The organism is Croceivirga lutea (assembly GCF_014235875.1).
GTDB classification, from domain to species: Bacteria; Bacteroidota; Bacteroidia; order Flavobacteriales; family Flavobacteriaceae; genus Croceivirga; species Croceivirga lutea.
The window spans coordinates 62,873-84,173 of sequence record NZ_JACJUK010000006.1 but is presented as its reverse complement, the minus strand read 5'-3'; the positions used below and the strand labels follow the sequence as shown (position 1 = coordinate 84,173).

At 33.8% G+C, this 21,301-nt stretch carries 17 protein-coding genes; 9 read left to right on the top strand and 8 right to left on the bottom strand.

Features of this window, described 5'->3' with window-relative positions:
- The first annotated feature begins 6 nt into the window (after positions 1-6).
- From carA to H5V42_RS11870, 4 genes are all read left to right on the top strand, one after another.
- Entirely contained in the window at positions 7-1,119 is a 1,113-nt protein-coding gene (gene carA / locus H5V42_RS11885) for a glutamine-hydrolyzing carbamoyl-phosphate synthase small subunit (RefSeq protein ID WP_185783397.1), read from the top strand.
- 107 nt (positions 1,120-1,226) lie between these two features.
- Positions 1,227-2,522: a phosphopyruvate hydratase gene (eno, locus tag H5V42_RS11880; protein WP_185783396.1), complete on the top strand. Its 1,296-nt coding sequence runs from the start codon at positions 1,227-1,229 to the stop codon at positions 2,520-2,522.
- Between the two features lie 80 nt (positions 2,523-2,602).
- Positions 2,603-4,141, top strand: coding sequence for a glycogen synthase (locus H5V42_RS11875; protein WP_185783395.1), 1,539 nt, complete (start codon positions 2,603-2,605; stop codon positions 4,139-4,141).
- A 118-nt stretch (positions 4,142-4,259) separates the two neighbouring features.
- Positions 4,260-5,543 carry a citrate synthase gene (locus H5V42_RS11870; protein ID WP_185783394.1) on the top strand — a complete coding sequence of 428 codons (1,284 nt, stop codon included), beginning with the start codon at positions 4,260-4,262 and terminating at the stop codon, positions 5,541-5,543.
- Here H5V42_RS11870 and H5V42_RS11865 read toward each other — a convergent pair.
- On the bottom strand, positions 5,530-5,991 hold the full coding sequence (locus H5V42_RS11865; protein ID WP_185783393.1) for a hypothetical protein: 462 nt from the start codon (positions 5,989-5,991) through the stop codon (positions 5,530-5,532). The genes H5V42_RS11870 and H5V42_RS11865 overlap by 14 nt on opposite strands.
- Before the next feature lie 134 nt (positions 5,992-6,125).
- On the opposite strand from H5V42_RS11865, the gene H5V42_RS11860 reads away from it, so the two are divergent.
- On the top strand, positions 6,126-7,040 hold the full coding sequence (locus H5V42_RS11860; protein ID WP_185783392.1) for a dimethylarginine dimethylaminohydrolase family protein: 915 nt from the start codon (positions 6,126-6,128) through the stop codon (positions 7,038-7,040).
- 3 nt (positions 7,041-7,043) lie between these two features.
- A complete protein-coding gene (ctlX, locus tag H5V42_RS11855; protein ID WP_185783391.1) occupies positions 7,044-7,979 on the top strand; it encodes a citrulline utilization hydrolase CtlX in 936 nt (311 codons plus the stop codon).
- Here the strand turns inward: ctlX and H5V42_RS11850 are convergent, their stop codons facing one another.
- The 4 genes from H5V42_RS11850 to H5V42_RS11835 form a co-directional block, all read right to left on the bottom strand.
- A complete protein-coding gene (locus H5V42_RS11850) occupies positions 7,980-9,473 on the bottom strand; it encodes a carboxypeptidase-like regulatory domain-containing protein (protein ID WP_185783390.1) in 1,494 nt (497 codons plus the stop codon).
- A 95-nt stretch (positions 9,474-9,568) separates the two neighbouring features.
- On the bottom strand, positions 9,569-11,050 hold the full coding sequence (locus tag H5V42_RS11845) for a carboxypeptidase-like regulatory domain-containing protein (RefSeq protein ID WP_185783389.1): 1,482 nt from the start codon (positions 11,048-11,050) through the stop codon (positions 9,569-9,571).
- A 106-nt stretch (positions 11,051-11,156) separates the two neighbouring features.
- Positions 11,157-12,581: an SDR family oxidoreductase gene (locus H5V42_RS11840; RefSeq protein ID WP_185783388.1), complete on the bottom strand. Its 1,425-nt coding sequence runs from the start codon at positions 12,579-12,581 to the stop codon at positions 11,157-11,159.
- Entirely contained in the window at positions 12,578-13,003 is a 426-nt protein-coding gene (locus H5V42_RS11835; protein WP_185783387.1) for a hypothetical protein, read from the bottom strand. The genes H5V42_RS11840 and H5V42_RS11835 overlap by 4 nt, the downstream gene beginning before the upstream one ends.
- A 453-nt stretch (positions 13,004-13,456) precedes the next feature.
- On the opposite strand from H5V42_RS11835, the gene argS reads away from it, so the two are divergent.
- Positions 13,457-15,235, top strand: coding sequence for an arginine--tRNA ligase (gene argS / locus H5V42_RS11830; RefSeq protein ID WP_185783386.1), 1,779 nt, complete (start codon positions 13,457-13,459; stop codon positions 15,233-15,235).
- Positions 15,235-16,035 carry a zinc-dependent peptidase gene (locus H5V42_RS11825; RefSeq protein WP_185783385.1) on the top strand — a complete coding sequence of 267 codons (801 nt, stop codon included), beginning with the start codon at positions 15,235-15,237 and terminating at the stop codon, positions 16,033-16,035. Before argS ends, H5V42_RS11825 begins: the two co-directional genes overlap by 1 nt.
- Before the next feature lie 65 nt (positions 16,036-16,100).
- Here the strand turns inward: H5V42_RS11825 and H5V42_RS11820 are convergent, their stop codons facing one another.
- Positions 16,101-16,838: a bacteriorhodopsin-like gene (locus H5V42_RS11820; protein WP_185783384.1), complete on the bottom strand. Its 738-nt coding sequence runs from the start codon at positions 16,836-16,838 to the stop codon at positions 16,101-16,103.
- A 108-nt stretch (positions 16,839-16,946) separates the two neighbouring features.
- On the opposite strand from H5V42_RS11820, the gene H5V42_RS11815 reads away from it, so the two are divergent.
- A complete protein-coding gene (locus H5V42_RS11815) occupies positions 16,947-17,822 on the top strand; it encodes a Brp/Blh family beta-carotene 15,15'-dioxygenase (protein WP_185783383.1) in 876 nt (291 codons plus the stop codon).
- Here the strand turns inward: H5V42_RS11815 and H5V42_RS11810 are convergent.
- A complete protein-coding gene (locus H5V42_RS11810; RefSeq protein ID WP_185783382.1) occupies positions 17,799-20,345 on the bottom strand; it encodes a TonB-dependent receptor in 2,547 nt (848 codons plus the stop codon). The two genes, H5V42_RS11815 and H5V42_RS11810, sit on opposite strands and share 24 nt — an antisense overlap.
- On the bottom strand, positions 20,326-21,240 hold the full coding sequence (locus H5V42_RS11805; RefSeq protein ID WP_185783381.1) for a FecR family protein: 915 nt from the start codon (positions 21,238-21,240) through the stop codon (positions 20,326-20,328). Before H5V42_RS11805 ends, H5V42_RS11810 begins: the two co-directional genes overlap by 20 nt.
- Positions 21,241-21,301: the final 61 nt, after the last annotated feature.

Genomic DNA, 21,301 nt, shown 5'->3' with positions numbered 1-21,301 from the left:
GGCACAATGAAATATCGGGAAAAGAAAAAAGCAATTTTATTATTAGAAGACGGCACCATTTTTTACGGTAAAGCTGTTGGTGATAAAGAAGGTACTGCCTTCGGAGAAGTATGTTTTAATACGGGTATGACAGGTTACCAAGAAATTTTTACTGACCCTTCTTATTTTGGTCAATTAATGGTAACTACAAACGCGCATATTGGTAATTATGGCGCTAATAATGATGAAATTGAATCTGATTCAATAAAAATATCAGGTTTAATCTGTAAAAATTTTAGTTATAATTATTCAAGACCTGCAGCAGATAAAAGTTTGCTCGGGTTTTTAGAGGAAAATAGTTTATTCGCCATTTCTGATGTAGATACAAGAGCATTGGTGTGTTACATAAGAGATAATGGTGCCATGAACGCTGTTATTTCTACTAGCGTAAATGATGTAGAAACTTTAAAAGAGGAATTAAAAAAAGTTCCTAGCATGCAAGGTTTAGAATTGGCTTCTAAGGTGTCAACAAAAGAGCCCTATTATTTTGGTGATGAAAATGCAGAATACCGTATCTCTGCTTTAGACATCGGTATAAAAAAGAATATTCTTAGAAATTTAGCTAAACGTGGAGCTTACATTAAAGTATTCCCCTATAATGCTACACAAAATGAAATGGCTGAATTTAACCCAGATGGTTATTTTCTATCTAATGGGCCAGGTGATCCAGAACCTTTAACCGAAGCTATAGAAGCTACAAAGGATATTTTGAAAACCAATAAACCTTTATTTGGTATTTGTTTGGGTCATCAAGTTTTGGCTTTGGCAAATGGAGTTTCTACATATAAAATGCATCATGGTCATAGAGGAATCAATCATCCAATATTAAATCTGATAACCGGTAAAGGTGAAATAACTTCTCAAAATCACGGTTTTGCAATCAATAGAGAAGAGACAGAGGCTAATCCAGATTTGGAGGTAACACATACGCATCTAAATGATGGTACGGTGGCTGGTATTAAGATGAAATACAAAAATGTGTTTTCAGTTCAATATCATCCGGAAGCAAGTCCTGGTCCGCATGATGCCGATTATTTGTTCGATAATTTCTTCGATGCAATAAAGGCCAGTAGAAATTAAGAACATTAGTTTATATTTTTGTTATGAATGCCAGTGATACACTTTAATGTGTTACTGGCATTTTTAGCTTTTGTATATTTACAGTTAATTAAAAAACAACCGAGATAATGAGTATAATCCTTGGCGTTCACGCTAGACAAATTTTAGATTCAAGAGGTAATCCAACAGTTGAAGTTGATGTTATTACTGAAAATGGAATATTAGGTAGAGCAGCAGTTCCTTCTGGCGCTTCCACTGGGGAGCATGAAGCTGTAGAATTGCGTGATGGAGGTTCTTCATATATGGGTAAAGGTGTTGGTCAGGCTGTAAATAATGTAAATACAGTGATTGCAGAAGAATTGATTGGAACTTCTGTTTTTGAACAGAATTTTATCGATCAAACCATGATAGATTTAGATGGCACACCAAATAAATCAAAGTTAGGTGCAAATGCAATTTTGGGTGTTTCATTAGCTGTGGCAAAAGCAGCGGCTGAAGAGTTAGGCATGCCATTATATAGATATGTGGGTGGTGTTAGTGCTAACACACTTCCTGTTCCAATGATGAACATTATAAATGGTGGTTCTCACTCAGATGCACCTATAGCTTTTCAAGAGTTTATGGTAATGCCCGTAAAAGCAAACGACTTTAGTCATGCAATGCAAATGGGTACAGAGATTTTTCATAACCTTAAAAAAGTGCTACATGATAGAGGTTTAAGTACTGCGGTTGGTGATGAAGGAGGTTTTGCACCAACTTTAGAAGGTGGTACAGAAGATGCCCTAGATACCATTGCAAAAGCAGTTGACAAAGCTGGTTATAAATTGGGTGATGATGTCATGATTGCTTTAGATTGTGCTTCTGCAGAGTTTTATGTAGATGGTAAATATGATTACACCAAATTCGAGGGTGATAAAGGTGTAGTAAGAACTTCAGAAGAACAAGCACAGTATTTGGCAGACCTTTGTGAAAAATATCCAATTATTTCTATAGAAGATGGTATGGATGAGAATGATTGGGATGGATGGAAAATGTTAACAGACAAGGTGGGCAGAAACGTACAATTAGTTGGCGACGATTTATTCGTTACTAATGTAGAAAGACTTTCTAGAGGTATTGAAAATGGCATAGCAAACTCCATTTTAATTAAGGTGAATCAAATAGGTACCTTAACCGAAACTATTGCAGCTGTTAATATGGCTAAAAATGCAGGGTATACTTCTGTAATGAGTCATCGTTCTGGAGAAACAGAAGATAATACTATTGCCGATTTGGCAGTGGCTTTAAATACTGGCCAAATAAAAACTGGTTCTGCGTCACGTAGTGATCGTATGGCAAAATATAACCAGCTCTTACGCATTGAAGAAGAGCTCGGAGATGTTGCTTACTATCCAAAAGAGAAAGCTTTTAAAGTATCTCAATAAAAAATTTAGCCTTTCCTATTCGGAAAGGCTTTTTTTTGCCCTATTATTATCCTATCTTTTAGAAAACAATCAACACGTAAATGAATACTTTTTTATTTGCCGCAGCCGAAAATGATGGCATACCTAAATGTAAAGCTGGGGGTATGGGTGATGTCGTTAGAGATGTACCTAGACAAATTTCAGAAAGAGGAGATAAAGTTCATGTAGTTGTACCCTCTTACTCAAGACTTCATTTAAATGGTACTTTTAAAACCTCTTTAAATTTTGAATTAAGAGGTACCACTTACCATGCTGATTTATATGAAGTTCCCGGTAAAAAAAGTTATGAAAACATACACCATTATGTAATTCATCACCCAGAAATTGAGGCAGGTGGTATAGCACATATATATCATGATGATCCTGAGGAACCCTTCTTTACAGATGCTATAAAATACATCATTTTTAATACGGCACTTGCTGCAGCAATAAAACAAGGAGCTTTTGGTAAGTTAGATGTAATTCATTTGCACGATTGGCACTCAAGCCTATTATTGTTTTTAAGAGAATACCATGCCGATTATAAGCTCCTAAAAGATATTAGGTTTGTTTATAGTATTCATAATTTGGCTATACAGGGTATAAGACCTTTTTCAGATAATTATTCTTCTATAAGAAATTGGTTTCCAGATATGGCCATTGATACCAAAGGATTAATGGATTACCGCTACCAAGATTGTATTAATTTAATGGCAGTAGGTATTCGTTTTGCAGACGCAGTTCATACCGTTTCACCATCTTATATGAAAGATGTAATGAAAGCCAGTTCACCACCAGAATTTATAGGAGGAGAAGGGTTAGAAAAAGATTTACAACAAGCTCATAAGGAAGGTAGATTATTCGGAATTTTAAATGGATGTAACTACACTAATATTAATACAGAGGCCAAAGGTGAAATCTATCGCAATACGGTAAAAGCACTGTTTAAATGGTTGCAAGATGAAAACAAAAAGTACAAAGCTGATTTCTTAGCCCATACCGGTGAAAAAATAATGAAGTATGTAGGAAAGAATAAGCCAAAATTTATTGTAGCAAGCATTGCCCGGTTAACAGAACAAAAATTTTACTTCTTTAAAAGAAATCCTGAGGCATTCGTTGAGATTTTAAAGAAGTTAAAAGCGGTAGACGGTATATTTATGTTGTTGGGTACGGGTGCTCCAGAATATGAAGAATTGTTTAGAAAAATTAGCTACGAAAATTGCAATTTTATATTTACTAACGGGCAATCAGAAAACTTAATCGACTCTATGTATTTAGAGTGCGATTTGTATTTTATGCCAAGTTTATTTGAACCTTGCGGAATAAGTCAAATGTTAGCCATGAGAAATGGCAATCCATGTTTGGTTCATAATACAGGTGGCTTAAAAGATACGGTAAGTCATATGCAAACGGGCTTTTCTTTTGACGGTAAAACTTTCGATGAAAAAATAGAGAATATGCTTTTAGCTTTCGACGAAGCCATTACTGTTTTTAAAGATGATAAGCCGCGATGGAAAAAAATTCAACAAGCAGCCAAAAGAAAACGATTTACGTGGAAAAAATCCGTTGATGGGTATTACAAAGATCTTTACGAGTTGTAATTTTTTCATCTTTTAAGACAATCTGTTAAGAAGTATTCAAAATTGCGTATTTCAATTGTTAAACCCTTGCTGAATCCTTAACTTTACAATCTTATTCAAAAAAAATAGTTCAAAATAAATGTCACTAACAGCAACAATAGAATTTCAAGGAAAAAAGTATGAATTTCCGGTAACAGAAGGCACAGAAGGAGAAATGGGGATAGATATTAAAACGTTACGGGGCGCATCAGGTCTAGTAACTTTAGATCCCGGATATAAAAATACTGGTTCCTGTGAGAGTGCAATTACCTTTTTAGATGGAGAAAAAGGTATTTTACGCTATCGAGGCTATTCTATAGAAGAGCTTGCTGAGCATGCAGATTTTTTAGAAGTTGCTTACCTATTAATTTTTGGTGAGTTACCCAACAAAGAACAATTAGAAAAGTTCGACGCTGATATTAAGGCAGAATCTCATGTAGATGAGGAAATGAAAAAGATTTTGGATGGTTTTCCAAAATCAGCACATCCCATGGGTGTTCTATCTTCATTAACAAGTGCTTTAATTGCTTTTAACCCGAGTGCAGTAGACGTTTCTTCAGAAGAAAAAATGTATACTTCAATCGTACGTATTTTAGCAAAATTTCCCGTATTAGTTGCATGGGCAATGCGCAAAAAAATGGGGCTGCCATTAGATTATGGAGATGATAGCTTAGGTTATGTAGAAAACATTCATAAAATGATGTTTAAAAGACCTAATCAAGAGTATAAGAGAAATCCTTTAGTAATCGAGGCCTTAGATAAGCTTTTGATTTTGCATGCCGATCATGAACAAAACTGTTCAACCTCAACAGTGAGAATTGTTGGCTCTTCTCACGCTGGATTATTTGCATCATTATCTGCTGGTATTTCTGCATTATGGGGGCCATTGCACGGTGGGGCCAATCAGGCCGTGTTAGAAATGTTAGAAGCTATACAAGAAGATGGTGGTGATACCAAAAAGTACATGGCAAAAGCTAAAGATAAGAATGATCCATTTAGATTAATGGGCTTTGGTCATAGAGTCTATAAGAACTTTGATCCAAGAGCAAGAATAATTAAAAAATCGGCAGACGAAGTATTAGGAGATTTAGGAATAGATGATCCTATTCTAGATATTGCTAAAGGACTAGAAAAAGAAGCTTTGGAGGATAAGTATTTTGTAGATAGAAAACTATACCCTAATGTGGACTTTTATTCTGGTATTATTTATAGAGCATTAGGTATTCCAGTAGAAATGTTTACCGTAATGTTTGCATTAGGAAGATTGCCAGGTTGGATTGCGCAATGGAGAGAAATGAGGCTTAAAAAAGAACCTATTGGAAGACCACGACAAATTTATACCGGTGAAAACCATAGATCATTCAAAAAAATTAATGAACGCTAGGAATTGAACCTAATGCTGCTAATTCTTTTTTAGCAAAAGTTATACAATGTTGATGGTAATATGCTTGATGTGTATTACCATCATTTATTTTTAAAAGCGCATGCATATTTTCCTCTAGAATAGTATTTAATAATTCGTGTTTGCCAGAAAAATCTAGTTGTGATAAATGTGCTTTAATTTTGTTGGTGTAGGCTTCACTAATAATAGTGGTTTGTTGTAATAATATTTGTGAGACCAATTGCGCAGACGAATTACTTACTAGGTCGTGTTTATGGTCATCTACAACTAGATAATTAGAGTCATAAGATACCCTTTGAATTTCCGATAGTGATTCATTTCTATTAAACTTAAAAAGTTTATAATTTTGATTTTTAACAATCAGCAAGCTAAATGTTGCATATATAAATACAATTAAAATAACTGGGAATACGGGGGTAGTTGTTTTCATGTAGGTTATTTCTTACTAATATAATAAATAGTTGCGAAAAAACAACTTTGAAATGTTTAAAAAATTAAATGAAATGTCATTTATAAAATATGAATGGTAAAATAAAGCGGTTGATTTGTTCTAATTAAAAAGGTATGTTGAAATTGAATGTTATTAATGAAGTAAACACGTTAAAAGCTGTGGTTTTAGGCATTGCAAAAGAAATAGGCCCAATACCAAAGCCAGAAGACACCTATGACCCAAAATCTTTAGAACACATTTTAGCGGGTACATATCCAAAAGAAGCTGATATGATTCTAGAAATGGATGCTTTTGAGAAAGTACTCAAAAAGTACGATGTTCAGGTTTTTAGACCCACAATTATTAAAGATTGTAACCAGATTTTTGCTAGAGATATTGCATTTGTTATTGAAGACAAGATTTTTCATTCGAACATTTTACCTGATAGAGAGCGTGAATATGAGGCTATTCAACATGTTTTAAATAAGATAGATGCAAAACATATAATAAGACCTCCAGAAGAAGTACATATAGAAGGTGGAGATGTAATGCCTTGGCACGATTATATTTTTGTAGGCACTTATACTGGAGAGGATTATGCTTCATTTATAACAGCCAGAACAAATAAAGAAGCTGTTGCTTTTTTAAAGAAACAATTTCCGCAAAAAAAGGTTAGGTCTTTTGAATTGCGAAAATCTAATACAAACGCAAAAGAAAATGCATTGCATTTAGACTGTTGTTTTCAACCTTTGGGTAAGGGCAAAGCTATCTTACATAAAAATGGCTTTTTAATAGAAGACGAGTATACCTGGTTGGTTGATTTTTTTGGTAAGCAGAATGTCTTTGAGATAACTAAAGATGAAATGTATCAAATGTATAGTAATGTTTTTTCCATTTCACCAGAGGTAGTGGTTTCTGAACAGAACTTTACTAGATTAAATAATTGGCTAAGAGAACAGGGTTTTACTGTAGAAGAGATACCCTATGCTGAAATAGCAAAACAAGAAGGACTTTTACGTTGTAGTACGTTACCATTAATAAGAGATTAATTTATGTCAATACAAATCACCAATACCATTTTAATGGTTAGACCAGTTGCTTTTAGAATGAACGAGCAAACTGCAGTTAATAATTATTTTCAGGAAGAACTTAAAATTAAAAATGATGAAGTAAATACAAAAGCTAAAAAAGAATTTGATGATTTTGTAGCCGTATTGCGTACTAACGGAGTTGAAGTTATAGTTGTTGATGATAGATTAGAAACAGATACGCCAGATTCTATTTTTCCTAATAATTGGGTTTCTTTTCATGTAAGCGGAACAGTTGCTGTGTATCCAATGTTTGCCGAAAACAGAAGAAGAGAGCGCAGAGAAGATATTTTTGAGCTTTTAGAGCAACAAGGATTCGTTATCAATTCTATTCAAGATTACACAGCAGCCGAAGAAGAAGGTGTTTTTTTAGAAGGTACGGGCAGCATTCTAAAAGATAGAGTTCATCAAAAGGCGTATTGCGCATTATCAGAGCGAGCTCATGAAGAGTTATTCATTGAATTCTGTGAAGATTTTGACTGTTTTCCGGTGATTTTTACTGCCAATCAAACTGTTGATGGTAAGCGCCTACCTATTTATCATACCAATGTAATGATGGCTATGGCAGAAACTTTTGCTGTAATATGTTTAGATACTATTGATGATAAAAAGGAACGTAAAAATGTAATTGACCATCTTAAAAAAGACGGTAAAGAAATTATAACAATTACAGAAGAACAAATGCATTCCTTTGCTGGTAATATGTTACAAGTGATTGGTGCTAATGGTCAGCGGTTTATGGTTATGAGTTCTCAGGCATATAAGAGTTTGCGTAAAGACCAGGTTAATGCTATTGAAAAGCACTGTGAAATAATTCACAGTCCTTTAGATACTATTGAAACCTGTGGTGGTGGTTCAGCAAGATGTATGATGGCTGAGGTATTTCTTCCTAGGGCCTAATTATTTAATTGTAGTAAAATCTTCTAATGCAGAGGTAGGGGCTATAATTGATAATCCTTTCCAATACTCTTTATCATATTTGGTTTTATAGGTTACCTCTAAAATTTTTCGTTGAGGCACCATATCAAACATACTTTTGCTAGAGCCTTTGGTTTCTAATGCAGCCCATTCAAAAACATTTGTACTTTTGGCGGTTAAGTAAAGCTCTATATTAATTTCATTTTGCTTTCTTCTGCCAGCAACATTTTTGTTTTTCTCTGCAATCTTTACAGGTCTAGCAGCTTTAATAAAGATAATGTGTTGCAATCTAGAAAAGTTCAACTCGTATTTGCCATTTTTCATTTTGGTATATTCTGCGACACCTTCATAAACGGGTTCATTGTATTTTACACCCAAAAACTTAACAGCCTTTAATGGTTCTAGATTTGTGTATTCAATTCTAGTTAATGCAAAGTCTAAGGCATTTATGTACATTTTGCCTTGTAGTTTTGCATTCTTTTTAGGTTCAAAAGTAATTACATAATAGCGTTGATCATCCTTTTCAATGGTTTCATGCTTGGTAAAGGCATACTTTTTTCGTTTTTCAATTACTTCAAGACGCGAGTTTTCTCCAAAAACTTGGGTCTCAATATCTTTTAAACGGTTCTCTCTACTAGCTAGATAGTTTCTTTTAATAGAACCTCGAATACTATCGTTTAAATCAACCGCTAAAGATGGTCTTCCAATGATAGTATCTAAATCGAGTTTAGCGCTAACAGGACCGGTTTTCAACTTAAAATAAGAGTCTTCTTTTACATGCTTACTCAACATTTTTTCAAGTTGGTGACTAACATTGTTAAATGTAGCTTGTCTTTCTTTGTCATAGATTTCTGTAGCCTTATCTACTTTAATTTTGATATCTTCTTCTACCTTATAAAGTGTACCCAGTGTTTCAGTATGGTATTCAGATGATTTTGGTAATTGACTAACTAAGGTGTCTATGCTAGCAGGATTCACGTAAGGTATCGTGCTATTTATTAAGACAATTTTGGCTTCGTCTAATTGGTCGTAAGTAGATTGTCTTAAGAAGAATTTCTTTTGCACGGGCATTTGATTGTAGCGCACTGGTATACTATCAACCATACGTTCTACAATTTCCTCTGCAGTTAATCCTCTACCCATTAAATCAACACCTATTAATGAAAATCCACCTGGAGTTAAATGGATAGTTGGCTTTTTGAGTTGATTGAGTAATAAACCCTTGCTTTCATAACCCATACAGGAAATTTGTATGGTGTCTAAAGGTTTTATGGTATGATCAATAGTAAAAGAAAATTTGCCTTCTTCATTGGTAATAACGCCTTGTTCTTTACCATAAACAACAGCTGCATAAGGTATTGGCTGTTCTGTTTCTGCATCCAATAAGGTCGAAGAATAGGTTTGTGCGTAGGTGGTAATTGTGCCACCTAGCAAAAGCAACAAAAGGCTAAGAATGGTATTTTTCATCCAGCTCATAGTAAGATTGGTATTATAAATAACTGAAATTCAGTTAAATTCTTGTCTTAAATGACATCAAAAATCAAGCTTTTCACAACATTTTCTGAGCTGAACTATTCAGCGTCTTCAATCGTGAATTCTTTAATGGCCTGATTGGGTTCAATAATGTTATATCCGCTCCAAAAATTTGGGTCATAAGCAGGTAGGTAAACTGCTTCAATATTTTTGTCTTCAATAACACCATTATATAGTTCTAAATTGCTATTCTCTACCGCGAAAACTACTAATTCATTAGTGGAATATTGGGTTTGAATAATATCTAGATTTAGTTTTAATTCGTTTTGTTTTCTTCTACCTTTTACGAACTTATTTTTCTCTACAATTTTTAAAGGTCTATCTACACCAAATTTTGAACCGTTATTGTGTCTCGCAAATTTTAGGGTATACGTTCCAGAAGGTGTTTTGGTGTAAACCATACTACCATTATAAGTGTGCTGATTAAAAGAGAATCCTAATAGTTTGAATTTTTTTACAGACTTTATATTCTCGTAGTCGATTCTAACAACACCAAAATCGTCAACATTTATGTAAAGAGTTCCGTTAAACTCGCCCTTACCTTTGCTTTTAAAATCTATAACATACACCCCTAAATCTTCGATATCTGTAAAACCTACAATTTCAAAATCATAGCGTTTGTGTTTTTGTAAAACATCTAGGGCGTAATCTTTTGAGAACAAGCGTTCATGTAAGTTTTTTAGATTTTGTTTTCTATTGTCTAGTAAATACGTGTCGGTAACCCGTTCTTCAGTATTGGTGGTATCTGAGGCTTCAAAAATAGAGTCAACCTGAACTTTAGTGCCAAACCAACCTGATTTTATTTTTAAGTACGAATCTTTTTTTAATCGCTTTTCTAAGATTTCTTCCATGCGTTCTCCGAAACTTTCGAAGGATATTTCTTGACTTTTATCGTAAAGTTCTGCCGCTTTTACAACCTCAAGCTTAGCGCTAAAGTCGTCATCTTTCTTTTGATAGTAATCTCCTAACGTTTCTGTGTAATAGGCATATTTTCTTGGAAAAGTGCTGATAGCACTGTCTATAAAAGCTTTATTAATTTCAGCAATGGTTGATTTTTCAAAATCTACAGTAACCTTTTGCATAACAGTATGGTCAGACTGTCTTAAAAAGAAACGTTTTTTAGTGGTAGTTGGGGAGTGGTTTTTTTCTAAGTTTTCAATTGTTTTTTCAATAATTTCATCAACTTCTAAATTCTTATCAAAAACGTAAACTCCGCTTAGGTTTATAGCTTTTGGTTTGAGTGCGATAATACTATCATTGAATTGTGAAAAAGAAAAACCAGTTTTCTCATAGCCCATACTAGAAATATAAATGGAGTCTAGTTTAGAGTTGGAGGCTAATGAAAAACTAAAGTTACCTTCTTCGTTGGTAACAACACCTTCATTTATGTTATACTGAATAGTAGCATACGGTATAGGATTTTTGGTTTTAGCGTCTATTAGTTTACCAGAATAGGATTGAGCCGAAACTTTAAATGCCAATAATAAAAACCCAAATAGTAAAAAGGTTGTTGGTTTCATATTTAGTTTTTTGATTGCTATGATATCTTAAAGACATCAATTTTAGCTAAATGGTTGCTTGGTATTTTGTTTACTTTTTAGAGTTATTCAAAATTTAGGCCAAAATTTATGCTTGGGCTATATTTTTAATCATTCCATTAAAAATAAAAAAGTGAAATGGTAATACGCTGTACCAATATAAGCGGCCTTTTAATCCTTTTGGTCTAAACGTTGCAGTTTGATGTAAAACATTGTTATCGTCAATTTTAAATTCTAACCATGCTTCACCTGGTAATCGCATTTCAGCAAAAAGTAACAAACGTTTTGCCTTTTTGTCCGCTAGTAGTACACGCCAAAAGTCTAAAGCATCACCAGGAAAAATTCTATCTGGGTTGGTTCGGCCTCTTCGTAATCCTGGTCCTCCATTGAGTTTGTCTAGATACCCTCTAATTTTCCAAAGCCAGCTACCATAATACCAGCCAGTTTCGCCACCAATTCGCCAAATATTTTCTAGCGTTTTTTCTGAATCTTCGATTTTAAGAGTTTGAACATCTTTTAAAACACCATATTTGGGAACTTGAATGTATTTTTCTAAATTCTTTTTTACCTGTCCGCTAGCAATACTATCTTTCCAACTACTTATTACTTGATTTTGCTCAATTTTTTTAAATGCTAAATCAATAGCTTGTTCGTACGAGTGTGTTTTAATATTAAGTAATTGTTGCAGTTTATTGTCTTTGGCAATCACCTCCATTTTCATACTATCCACGAGGTTCACTGCCAATTTATATGAGGTAGACGTTACAAAATATAACCAGTATGAAGATAGCTTTGGCGTCATTACTGGAACAGTGAAAATGTAATTTTTAAACCCTCTTACTTTTGCATATTTATGCAGCATTTCTTTATAAGTAAGCACGTCTGGACCACCGATATCAAAAGATTGGTTGTAGGTATCTTTATTTCCCAAAACTCCAGACAAAAAAGCTATTACATCTCTTATGGCAATGGGCTGGGTTTTGGTAAGTACCCATTTAGGAGTAATCATTAAAGGAAGTTTTTCACACAGGTCTCTAATAATTTCGAACGATGAACTACCAGAACCTACAATAATACCAGCCCTTAAAACGGTAAGGCTAAATTCACCTTGATATAAGATATCTTCAACATTTTTTCTAGACGATAAATGTTTAGATAATTGTTCATCATTAACTATTCCACTCAAGTAAATAACTTGCTTAAGTTGGGTTTTTGAAACCAACTCATTAAACTTTTTGGCAGCTTTAGCTTCTTTCTCATCAAAATCTGAAATTGATGAGGTCATAGAATGAATTAAATAATAGGCCGCTTCAATATCTTTTGGGATAGGATTTTTAGGAATTTCGTCTAAAAAGTCGATTTCAATTATTTCAACTTTTTCACGAGTTTCTTTATCAATAGACAATCTATTTTGGTCACGTACTGCACAAACCACATCATGGCCCATATCTAGTAGTTGCGGTAAAATTCGCATTCCTATATAACCGTTAGCCCCGGTAAGTAGAATTTTCATAAATCTTCAATTGAAGTTGGTCTATTATCGGTTTTATAGTCTAATAGTTTTTTAAAAAACTTTTGTACCGCTTTAGTGTCTGCCTTAACCTTAACAAAGTAGTGGTCTTTGTAAATACTGTAAACAGCCAAATCTCCTTTATAAATGGTTAGTTTGTAAAAAGGAATAATTAGTGCGTAAGACTCTAATAATGACCTAAAACCAAGTATTATGCCGTTGGGGCGCATTTCAATATTACAGCAATCTGCGTTGTTATCTAAGATTAAAAGGTTTCTAATTTCAACGCTAGCTTCGGTTATTTCTAATTTAGGGGAACCAATACCTGCTAATTTAATGCGTTCTTTGAGCGTAAACGGTTTACCCACCTCGCTATCAATTTTTTCTCTTATTTTTTTATCGTTGTAAGATACGTTTACTAACATTAGTTTGTAATTATAGGTTCTCCAAATTTTATCATGTTATTACTACCCGAAATGGCAAATTCTTGCATTCTCTAGAGTTGGTCTTTTAATAGCGCATTAGCATGTTTTACGCATTGCTTTTTAAACTCCTCAAAAAGAGTTTTTACGGCTTTGAGGCTAATATAGCAGCTGGTGTTTTTAGTGTGAATCTTGCTGTTGCGCTTCCAAAAACGAATACAAATGTTGTTTTTATGCGCGGTAGCATATTGTTTATTTTTCCAACTAACAATAGAAAAACCTAGGATATTGTGGTAAAATTCAACTGTTTTAGAAATATTTGATGAAGCCAAAATGGGTTTGGCAACCTGTAAATGATTCATGCAATGGTTTTCTTTAAAATTAAGATTGAACGAGCATTTAGGTTCTTAATCTTGTCATAAAAACGTAGTTTTGCCCACTTAAAATGCAGAATTAATGGAGTTACAGTTGGTTTTGGAGCAAAAGGTTAAAGAAGCTGTTAAGGCAGTCTACGATGCGGAGCTACCTTCAGTAGAATTTCAACCTACTAGAAAAGACTTTGAAGGAGATATCACCGTGGTTGTTTTTCCTATGTTACGCACTGTAAAAGGAAATCCTATTGAAATAGGCACAAAGATAGGAGCCTATTTAGAGGAGAATGTAGACGAAATAGCAAAATTTAATGTGGTAAAAGGTTTTTTGAACCTGGTGGTAAGCAATGTGTATTACCTTAATTTTTTCAATAGTATAAACACCTCTGCCACTTTTGGTTATGAAAAACCAAACTCAAAAGATGCCATTATGGTGGAGTATTCTTCTCCTAATACTAACAAACCTCTGCATCTGGGTCATATAAGAAACAACCTATTAGGGTATTCTGTTGCCGAAATTTTAAAGGCTGCCGGTCATAAAGTGTACAAAACACAAATTATAAACGACCGCGGTATACATATTTGTAAAAGTATGTTGGCTTGGCAAAAATTTGGAGAAGGTGAAACTCCAGAATCTTCAGGTTTAAAAGGAGACCATTTGGTAGGTAAGTATTATGTAGCTTTTGATAAAACTTACAAAGCTCAGATAGAGGAGCAAGTTAAACAAGGTAAAGAAAAAGAGCAGGCCGAAAAAGAAGCACCGATTCTTTTAGAAGCTCAAGAAATGTTGCGCCAATGGGAAGCTGGTGACCAAGCAGTAGTGCAATTATGGAAAACCATGAATTCTTGGGTATATACTGGTTTTGAAACAACTTATAAAAATTTAGGGGTAGATTTTGACAAGTTATATTATGAGAGTAACACCTATTTATTGGGCCGAGATGTTGTAAAAGAGGGGTTAGACAAGGGCATCTTCTTTAAAAAAGATGATGGAAGTGTATGGATAGATTTAACCGATGATGGATTAGATGAGAAAATTGTGCTTCGTGCAGATGGTACAGCAGTTTACATGACTCAAGATATTGGTACAGCAATTCAGCGAGTAACAGATTTTGAGGATATTAACGGTATGGTCTATACAGTTGGTAATGAGCAAGACTATCATTTTAAAGTGTTGTTCTTAATTCTGAAAAAACTGGGTTATAAGTGGGCCGAAAAATTGTATCATTTAAGTTATGGTATGGTTGATTTGCCTTCAGGTAAAATGAAAAGTAGAGAAGGTACCGTTGTTGATGCCGATGATTTAATAAAGAACATGGAAGAAACGGCGGAAGAAATCTCAAAAGAATTAGGCAAACTAGATGGTTATTCTGATGAAGAGAAGAAAGAATTGTATCGTACAATAGGCCTTGGGGCATTAAAATATTATATCTTAAAAGTTGACCCTAAAAAGCGAATTTTATTCAATCCGGAAGAATCTGTAGATTTTCAAGGCAATACGGGGCCGTTTATACAATACACATACGCCAGAATTCAATCCATTTTAAGAAAAGCAGAAAATATTGAAGTTGCAACGGTTTCAACCACATTAGAACTACACGAAAAAGAAAAAGAACTGCTAAAAACCATTCAGTTATTTCCAGAAAAAGTGCAAGAAGCTGCAAATAATTATAGTCCAGCCTTAATAGCAAACTATGTATACGATTTGGTAAAAGAGTTTAACTCTTTTTACCAGCAGGTTTCAATTTTGGGAGAAGAGAATCAAGATAAACGTCATTTTAGAATTCAACTAAGTAAAAAAGTAGCAGAAACCATTCAGTTGGCATTTAGACTTTTAGGAGTAGAGGTTCCAGAACGTATGTAATGGGCTATACAGAAGAAGAAAAACAAGTTTACGCAGTTCTTTTAGTTGCAGGTTTACTAATTGTTTTTCTAAAAGCGTTTTATGAGTGGCATCAAGAAGAGAAATTTTCTATTTATAACCTTCTACATCCCGTAAAAAAACTAACAATAGCTGAACGCCATTTCATAGCTGAAAATATTATTCCTTTCCAAGATTTTAATTCAGCGCAGAAAAAGACTTTCTTAAAAAGGTTTGCATGGTTTATTTCTAAAAAACCTTTTGTTTTTTACGGTGATATACAAAACAAAGAGGAGATAAAGTCTTATGTGGCTGCTTCTGCGGTTTTGGTAACCATGGGCTTAAAGTCATACAAGTTTGAGAACGCTATTAAAAGAGTGGTAGTTTACCCCTCAAAATATTACTCTAAAATTGCTAAAAGGCATCATATTGGAGAGTACAATCCTAGACTTAAAACATTGGTGTTCTCTGCGGAAGATGTAAAGGAAGGTTTTAGAATTCCAAATGATAATGTAAATCTTGGATTACATGAGATTGCCCATGCTTTAATGATTGAAACAAGAAAAAGAGGTAGTTGGGAGGCCAAGCGTTTTAAGGTGGGTTTACGTAAATTGAGTGAAATCTATAACAGTGCAGCTTTTCAAAATAAACTAGCAAACGACACCTATTTTAGAACCTATGCCACCACTAACTTTTTTGAATTCTTTGCTGTTCTGGTTGAAAGTTTTTTTGAAAGTAGAAGTGAGTTAAAATCAAAGTATTCTGAAATGCATAGTTATTTAGAAAAAATGTTGAATCAATAAAAAAGGCTTCATGAAAATGAAGCCTTTAATCTAACTAACTAAGTTAAGCGAACAAATATATTGGATTAAGCTTTTGCACGTGCGGCAACTGCTGCACTGTAAACCACTAAACCAAATCCAATTTTATTAATAGCATCACCTATATTGTAAACAACATCCATAGCTAAACCATCAAAAATACCGTCGTACCATCCAGGAGTTCCTGCCATATAACCAATAGGATAAATAGCCCAGCCTACAAGTACAAACCAGCATAACATTTTGTGTGCCTTAAGTATTGCGCCTCCAGCCTCAACAGCCAGTTTTTTAGCACTACCAAGCCATATCTCATAAACAATAACAAAATAAGCTATACCTGAGATTAGACCCCATAACCATGCTTGGTCTCTGTACACGGCCTCACCTAAATAGCCTGTAACTAGCATTACTACAGATAATCCAATAAGTTTCCACATTAATGATTTCTTAGCTCCGGCTACTTTAAGAATCAAATAGAACTCCACACACATTAATGGTACCGTTAATACCCAGTCAACATACCTGAAAAATGTTGGAGATTCACCAACGCTTCCCCAATAGTCTCTCATGTACCAATAATGTACTGCAGCAATAAATGTGATTAATCCTGAAACCAGAATTGAAGTTTTCCACTTTTTATCAAAATCATTCATTGATAAAAAGAAAAAGGCAGAAGCTGCCATCATGGCCATACAACCAACAAAAAAGGTAAAGCCTACATAGTCGTCATTTGCAATTTTAGTTACGTCTGCAAACAACGGTAAATTAAATAATAATGTTTTCATGAAATTAGTTTTAGCAATTTGTTTAACGAATATAAATAAAAGTTAAACAATTAAATCATAATATTTGTTTAAAAATTTTGAGATATATTTAAACAATGAATGGTTAAAATGCGAAATTGGTTAATTGTTGCTACGTTTTTTTGTTTATGGTTGTCTACGCAACTACCAGAAAGTATACAGAATAGCCTTGCGTATTTTTTAATATTAACGTTTGGGGTTTTACACGGTGCAAATGACATACAACTCATAAACAAGGTTAAAAAAGATAAACAAAAGAAAAACAATTACTTATATATGTATGTGGCTGCGATAGTAGGCGTATCACTTTTGTTTTTGGTATCCGCTCAATGGGCTTTTTATTTTTTCTTGATTATAAGCGCTTATCATTTTGGTGAGCAACATTTTGCTCAAAAAATCAAAGTTAAATCTCAATTTGATTGGGCTTTATTTGTTTCTTACGGTTCATTAATATTGTTTATGTTATTTTACAAAAAAATAAACAAAGTAGAAATGATAATAGTTGAGTTCACAGGAAATAACACGTTAAATATTGAGCTCATATTTTGGGTTTCGGCCGGTCTTTTTTTTGGTGTTATAACTGCCTATGCTATTTTAAAAAAAATACAGCTAAATTGGTTTGCTGAGGTCTTGTTACTCGGTGTTTTATATGTGGTTTTTGAAGTAGCCTCCCTCTCTTGGGCATTCGCAATTTATTTTATTTTCTGGCATAGTTTTCCCTCTATTAAAGATCAACTTTATTTGTTATATGGTGATTACAATAAAAAAACTTGGTTGTCTTACTTAAAGTCTTCTTGGCTTTACTACAGTATTTCAATATTTGGCTTGCTTATACTGTATTTAGTATTTAAAGAGCGCACAGATTATTTTATCACCCTTATTCTATATTTACTCGCAGCAATATCTTTTCCGCACATAGTATTGATGTCTAAACTAGAAAATCTAAAAGCTAATTCTGAAAGTTAAATTGGGGGTAAGACCTAGCGATTTATTTTCTATAGTCTCAATTTCATTAGAACTATTTACGCGGTAATAGGTGTTTAAAATGTTTTTTCTGTTCGTAATGTTTAATAGTGATACGCCTGCTTTTGCTTTGATGCTTCTACTAAGCTGAAAATTGTAAGTTGCCGAGGCATCTAACCTTAAGTATTCTGGCAGTCTGCTGCTGTTGGGTTCTTCATAATTAATTTCAGCCGGAAAAACTTGAACATTAAGTGGATTATCTTCATTAGGTTTAGTAAAAGGCTTTCCGGTGCGGTAATTAAGACCCAATGCTAATCCTAAATTTTTCTTTTGAAATGTAGTTGCTGCTGTAATACTATGCCGTACATCTAAATTGTTTGGAAAAGAATTTGGAGGTATGTGTTCAAAAGTGTAATTATTGGTATTGTACGTATAGCTTAACCAATTGCTAAATAGGCCAGTTTTTTTGTTAATTAAAAACTCAAATCCTTTAACATCATAGCCGCCAATTTCATCGCCATTAAACTGATTTTCATTCTGGAAACCTTGTGTTAGTACACTTATGCCATCAACTTTTTTATAAAATATTTCGCCTCCAAGATACAGGCCATTATAGTCGTAATTTATTCCAATTGAGCCTTGCTTACTTTTGGTAATTGGTAAATCAGCATCATCAGAAAGTATCCATCGTCTTTTTTCAACCCCTAAAAAATTTTGCTCTAAATCAATTACCTGATTGGTGGTCTGACTTTTAAATTCACCTAATATTTGCCCTCTTAGGTTGCGAGCAATTTTAAAATTCATATTTAATCTAGGCTCAAAAAGTAATGCTGTAAACGTACCTAGGTTATCAATATAATTAGCTCTTAAACCAATAGTCGTAATAAAATTATCTTCAAAAGAATTGTAGGTAATCGAGGTAAATGGGGCGTATATTCTTATAACTCCTTTTCTATTAGTATCAAAAGGTGGTTGGGTAACAAAAGCTTTGTTTGTGATACCTGTTTCTACATATTGAAACCCATTTTGCCAATTAATTCTTTTATGGGCTTTGTACAAAGTATTTATTTTTAATGCACGTTCATCAACCTGATTTTTTTGATTTAGTCGTTGAATTTGATTGGCCTCTATACCAATAGCATTGAGGTCATAGTTTGAAAAATATACATTGGCCTCTGAACTAAAATTAGAAGACCATTGTGCAAGCCATTGCAAGCCTGCCGAAATATTGGTTTGGTCTAAAAAGCTTTGTGTGGTTTCATTGGTGTTTAGATTGGTTTCTAAATAATCCAAATCGTTGTCCATTACAATAAAACTCAAGCGTAATTTATGGTCTTCATTATAATTGTATAAAACCTTTCCAGAAAAATCATAGAAGTAGAAATCTTCATTACGCTCAAAATCTTCGGTAGTATTTTGTCCTTGTTCATTTTGAACCTCAGAATCTTGAAACGCTCGTTCTGTAAAACTGTTATAAGTTGGGGTGTTTAAAAAATCAGTAGCTGAGCGCCTTGCTGAGAATTGTAATTCTGTTTTATCGTTAATCGGAAATTGACCATACATATCACCCGTAATAAAATTGATACCGCCTCCACCTGTAAAATAACCGCTAAGCTCATTGTTAGTTTTCATACTAATTACACTACTTACGCCATCACCAAAATTTGAGGGTGTCCCGTTTTTAAAAATAGAAACGTCTTTAATTAAGTAAGGATTAAAGGCTGATATAAGTCCGAAAAAGTGTCCGGACTGATAAATTTTAATATTATTCCATAGAATTAGGTTTTGGTCATTAGTGCCACCTCTTACGTTAATATCTGAAACGGTTTCATCAATACTTTTAATGCCAGGCAACGCTTGAACACTTTGTAAAATATCTGGCTCAATAACCCCAGGTAAAACCCCGAGTTTACTTAAGTCTAAGGCTATACTGGCATCTTTTTCGCGAGTAATTCCTGAAGTTAAAAACTGATAAACAACAACTTCTCGTAATTGTTCTCTACGTTCAGCTAATAAAATTTTTACACATTCTTTAGTTTGAAGAAAGTCAGAAACGGGTACAATTTTAGTTTCATAACCCAGATATCGAAAACGTAGCGAAGCATCTCTTGAGAGGTTTTCTAATGAAAAGCTACCATCTAAATTGGTAACCAAAGCCTTTTCTGTTCCTAATAGTTCAATTGATGCACCGGGTATAGAATTTTTTGCATAATTGTCGAGTACAAAACCACAAATAGAAACTGTTTTTGTTAACACAATGGCATAATAACGCTCACTAATAGTAGAAATCTCTAAAGCTGTTTGCGCTTTAATTTGAGCAATAAAATTGGTAAGAGAATCTGTTTCCTCAACGGTTACTTGCAGATTTGTAATAGATTCATCTGCAAAAGAAAACTTTACATTGAATTTTTCTTCGGCCTGCACTATTACCTCACGCAAAGATTTGGTTTCTTGCGCCAATGATAGCCTAGGGACAAAAATTAGCCCCACAAAAAGAATTAGAAACTTAAGGTGTATTCTCGTCATAGAAAAGTACCTTTTCCTTGCCTAATTTAAAACGAATTTGGGTAGGAGTGCTTATACTTTTCAACGCTAAATTAATATCGCTATTACTAAAAGTACCTGTAAATAGCTTATTAGTATTAATATTTTGGGTTTCTACTTTAATATTAAATTGTCTTTCAAATTCAGCTAAAACATATTCTAAAGGTGTGCTAGTAAAGCTACTTTCTTTATTTAGCCAAGATGGCTGTCCATTGCGTTGTGCTGTACCCTTACTAACATTGCCGTTAATTACGGTAAAAGAATTACCAGCAGGCAATTTAATTTCTTTAGAATTATAGGTAACACTTACAAGACCTTCAAAACATGAAACCGTAAATAAGCCATCTCTATTTTTTACATTAAACTGCGTACCTAAAACTGCTATTTTTCCAGAAGAGGTGGTTACCGTGAACTTTTTTCCTTTGGCAACTTTAAAAAAGGCCTCACCATCTAGGGCAACGGCTCTTTTTTTGTCCCATTTTTTCTCACTAAACGAAACTTTTGATGCCGCATTCAAAACAATTTCTGAATTATCAGGTAAGACCAACTCGGTCTGTTGTGCCAGTTGAGACTCATACGTTTGGTCTAAAGAATTTAAAAAGAAATAAGAGCCTGTTAGAAGTATAGCAATAACCGCAGCAACTCTAAGGAAATTCTTAAACGGATTTAAAACAACCACTTTAGATGCTCTATTGGTTTTTGTTTTGTCTTTTAGTTGTTCCCAAGCTTTGTTTTGGTCAAATTCTGGAGCTTTAAGCTTGTTAGAAGCTTTGGCTATTTTCTCATAAGAAGCATACTCAGCAGACTTTTTAAAAGTCGCCAACTCCTCTTCTGTGAGCTCGTTGTTCAACCATTTTGCTAAGTAATTTTCTTGCATAATATCTTTTCTTTCAATTTTATAACAACTAACTTTTTGTAAACCCTACTTCAAATCTCAT

Bases quoted from the DNA above. Each gene is read 5' to 3' on its own strand.
- carA (WP_185783397.1), top strand. From the start codon at position 7: ATGAAATATCGGGAAAAGAAAAAAGCAATTTTATTATTAGAAGACGGC.
- eno (WP_185783396.1), top strand. From the start codon at position 1,227: ATGAGTATAATCCTTGGCGTTCACGCTAGACAAATTTTAGATTCAAGA.
- H5V42_RS11875 (WP_185783395.1), top strand. From the start codon at position 2,603: ATGAATACTTTTTTATTTGCCGCAGCCGAAAATGATGGCATACCTAAA.
- H5V42_RS11870 (WP_185783394.1), top strand. From the start codon at position 4,260: ATGTCACTAACAGCAACAATAGAATTTCAAGGAAAAAAGTATGAATTT.
- H5V42_RS11865 (WP_185783393.1), bottom strand. From the start codon at position 5,991: ATGAAAACAACTACCCCCGTATTCCCAGTTATTTTAATTGTATTTATA.
- H5V42_RS11860 (WP_185783392.1), top strand. From the start codon at position 6,126: ATGTTGAAATTGAATGTTATTAATGAAGTAAACACGTTAAAAGCTGTG.
- ctlX (WP_185783391.1), top strand. From the start codon at position 7,044: ATGTCAATACAAATCACCAATACCATTTTAATGGTTAGACCAGTTGCT.
- H5V42_RS11850 (WP_185783390.1), bottom strand. From the start codon at position 9,473: ATGAGCTGGATGAAAAATACCATTCTTAGCCTTTTGTTGCTTTTGCTA.
- H5V42_RS11845 (WP_185783389.1), bottom strand. From the start codon at position 11,050: ATGAAACCAACAACCTTTTTACTATTTGGGTTTTTATTATTGGCATTT.
- H5V42_RS11840 (WP_185783388.1), bottom strand. From the start codon at position 12,581: ATGAAAATTCTACTTACCGGGGCTAACGGTTATATAGGAATGCGAATT.
- H5V42_RS11835 (WP_185783387.1), bottom strand. From the start codon at position 13,003: ATGTTAGTAAACGTATCTTACAACGATAAAAAAATAAGAGAAAAAATT.
- argS (WP_185783386.1), top strand. From the start codon at position 13,457: ATGGAGTTACAGTTGGTTTTGGAGCAAAAGGTTAAAGAAGCTGTTAAG.
- H5V42_RS11825 (WP_185783385.1), top strand. From the start codon at position 15,235: ATGGGCTATACAGAAGAAGAAAAACAAGTTTACGCAGTTCTTTTAGTT.
- H5V42_RS11820 (WP_185783384.1), bottom strand. From the start codon at position 16,838: ATGAAAACATTATTATTTAATTTACCGTTGTTTGCAGACGTAACTAAA.
- H5V42_RS11815 (WP_185783383.1), top strand. From the start codon at position 16,947: ATGCGAAATTGGTTAATTGTTGCTACGTTTTTTTGTTTATGGTTGTCT.
- H5V42_RS11810 (WP_185783382.1), bottom strand. From the start codon at position 20,345: ATGACGAGAATACACCTTAAGTTTCTAATTCTTTTTGTGGGGCTAATT.
- H5V42_RS11805 (WP_185783381.1), bottom strand. From the start codon at position 21,240: ATGCAAGAAAATTACTTAGCAAAATGGTTGAACAACGAGCTCACAGAA.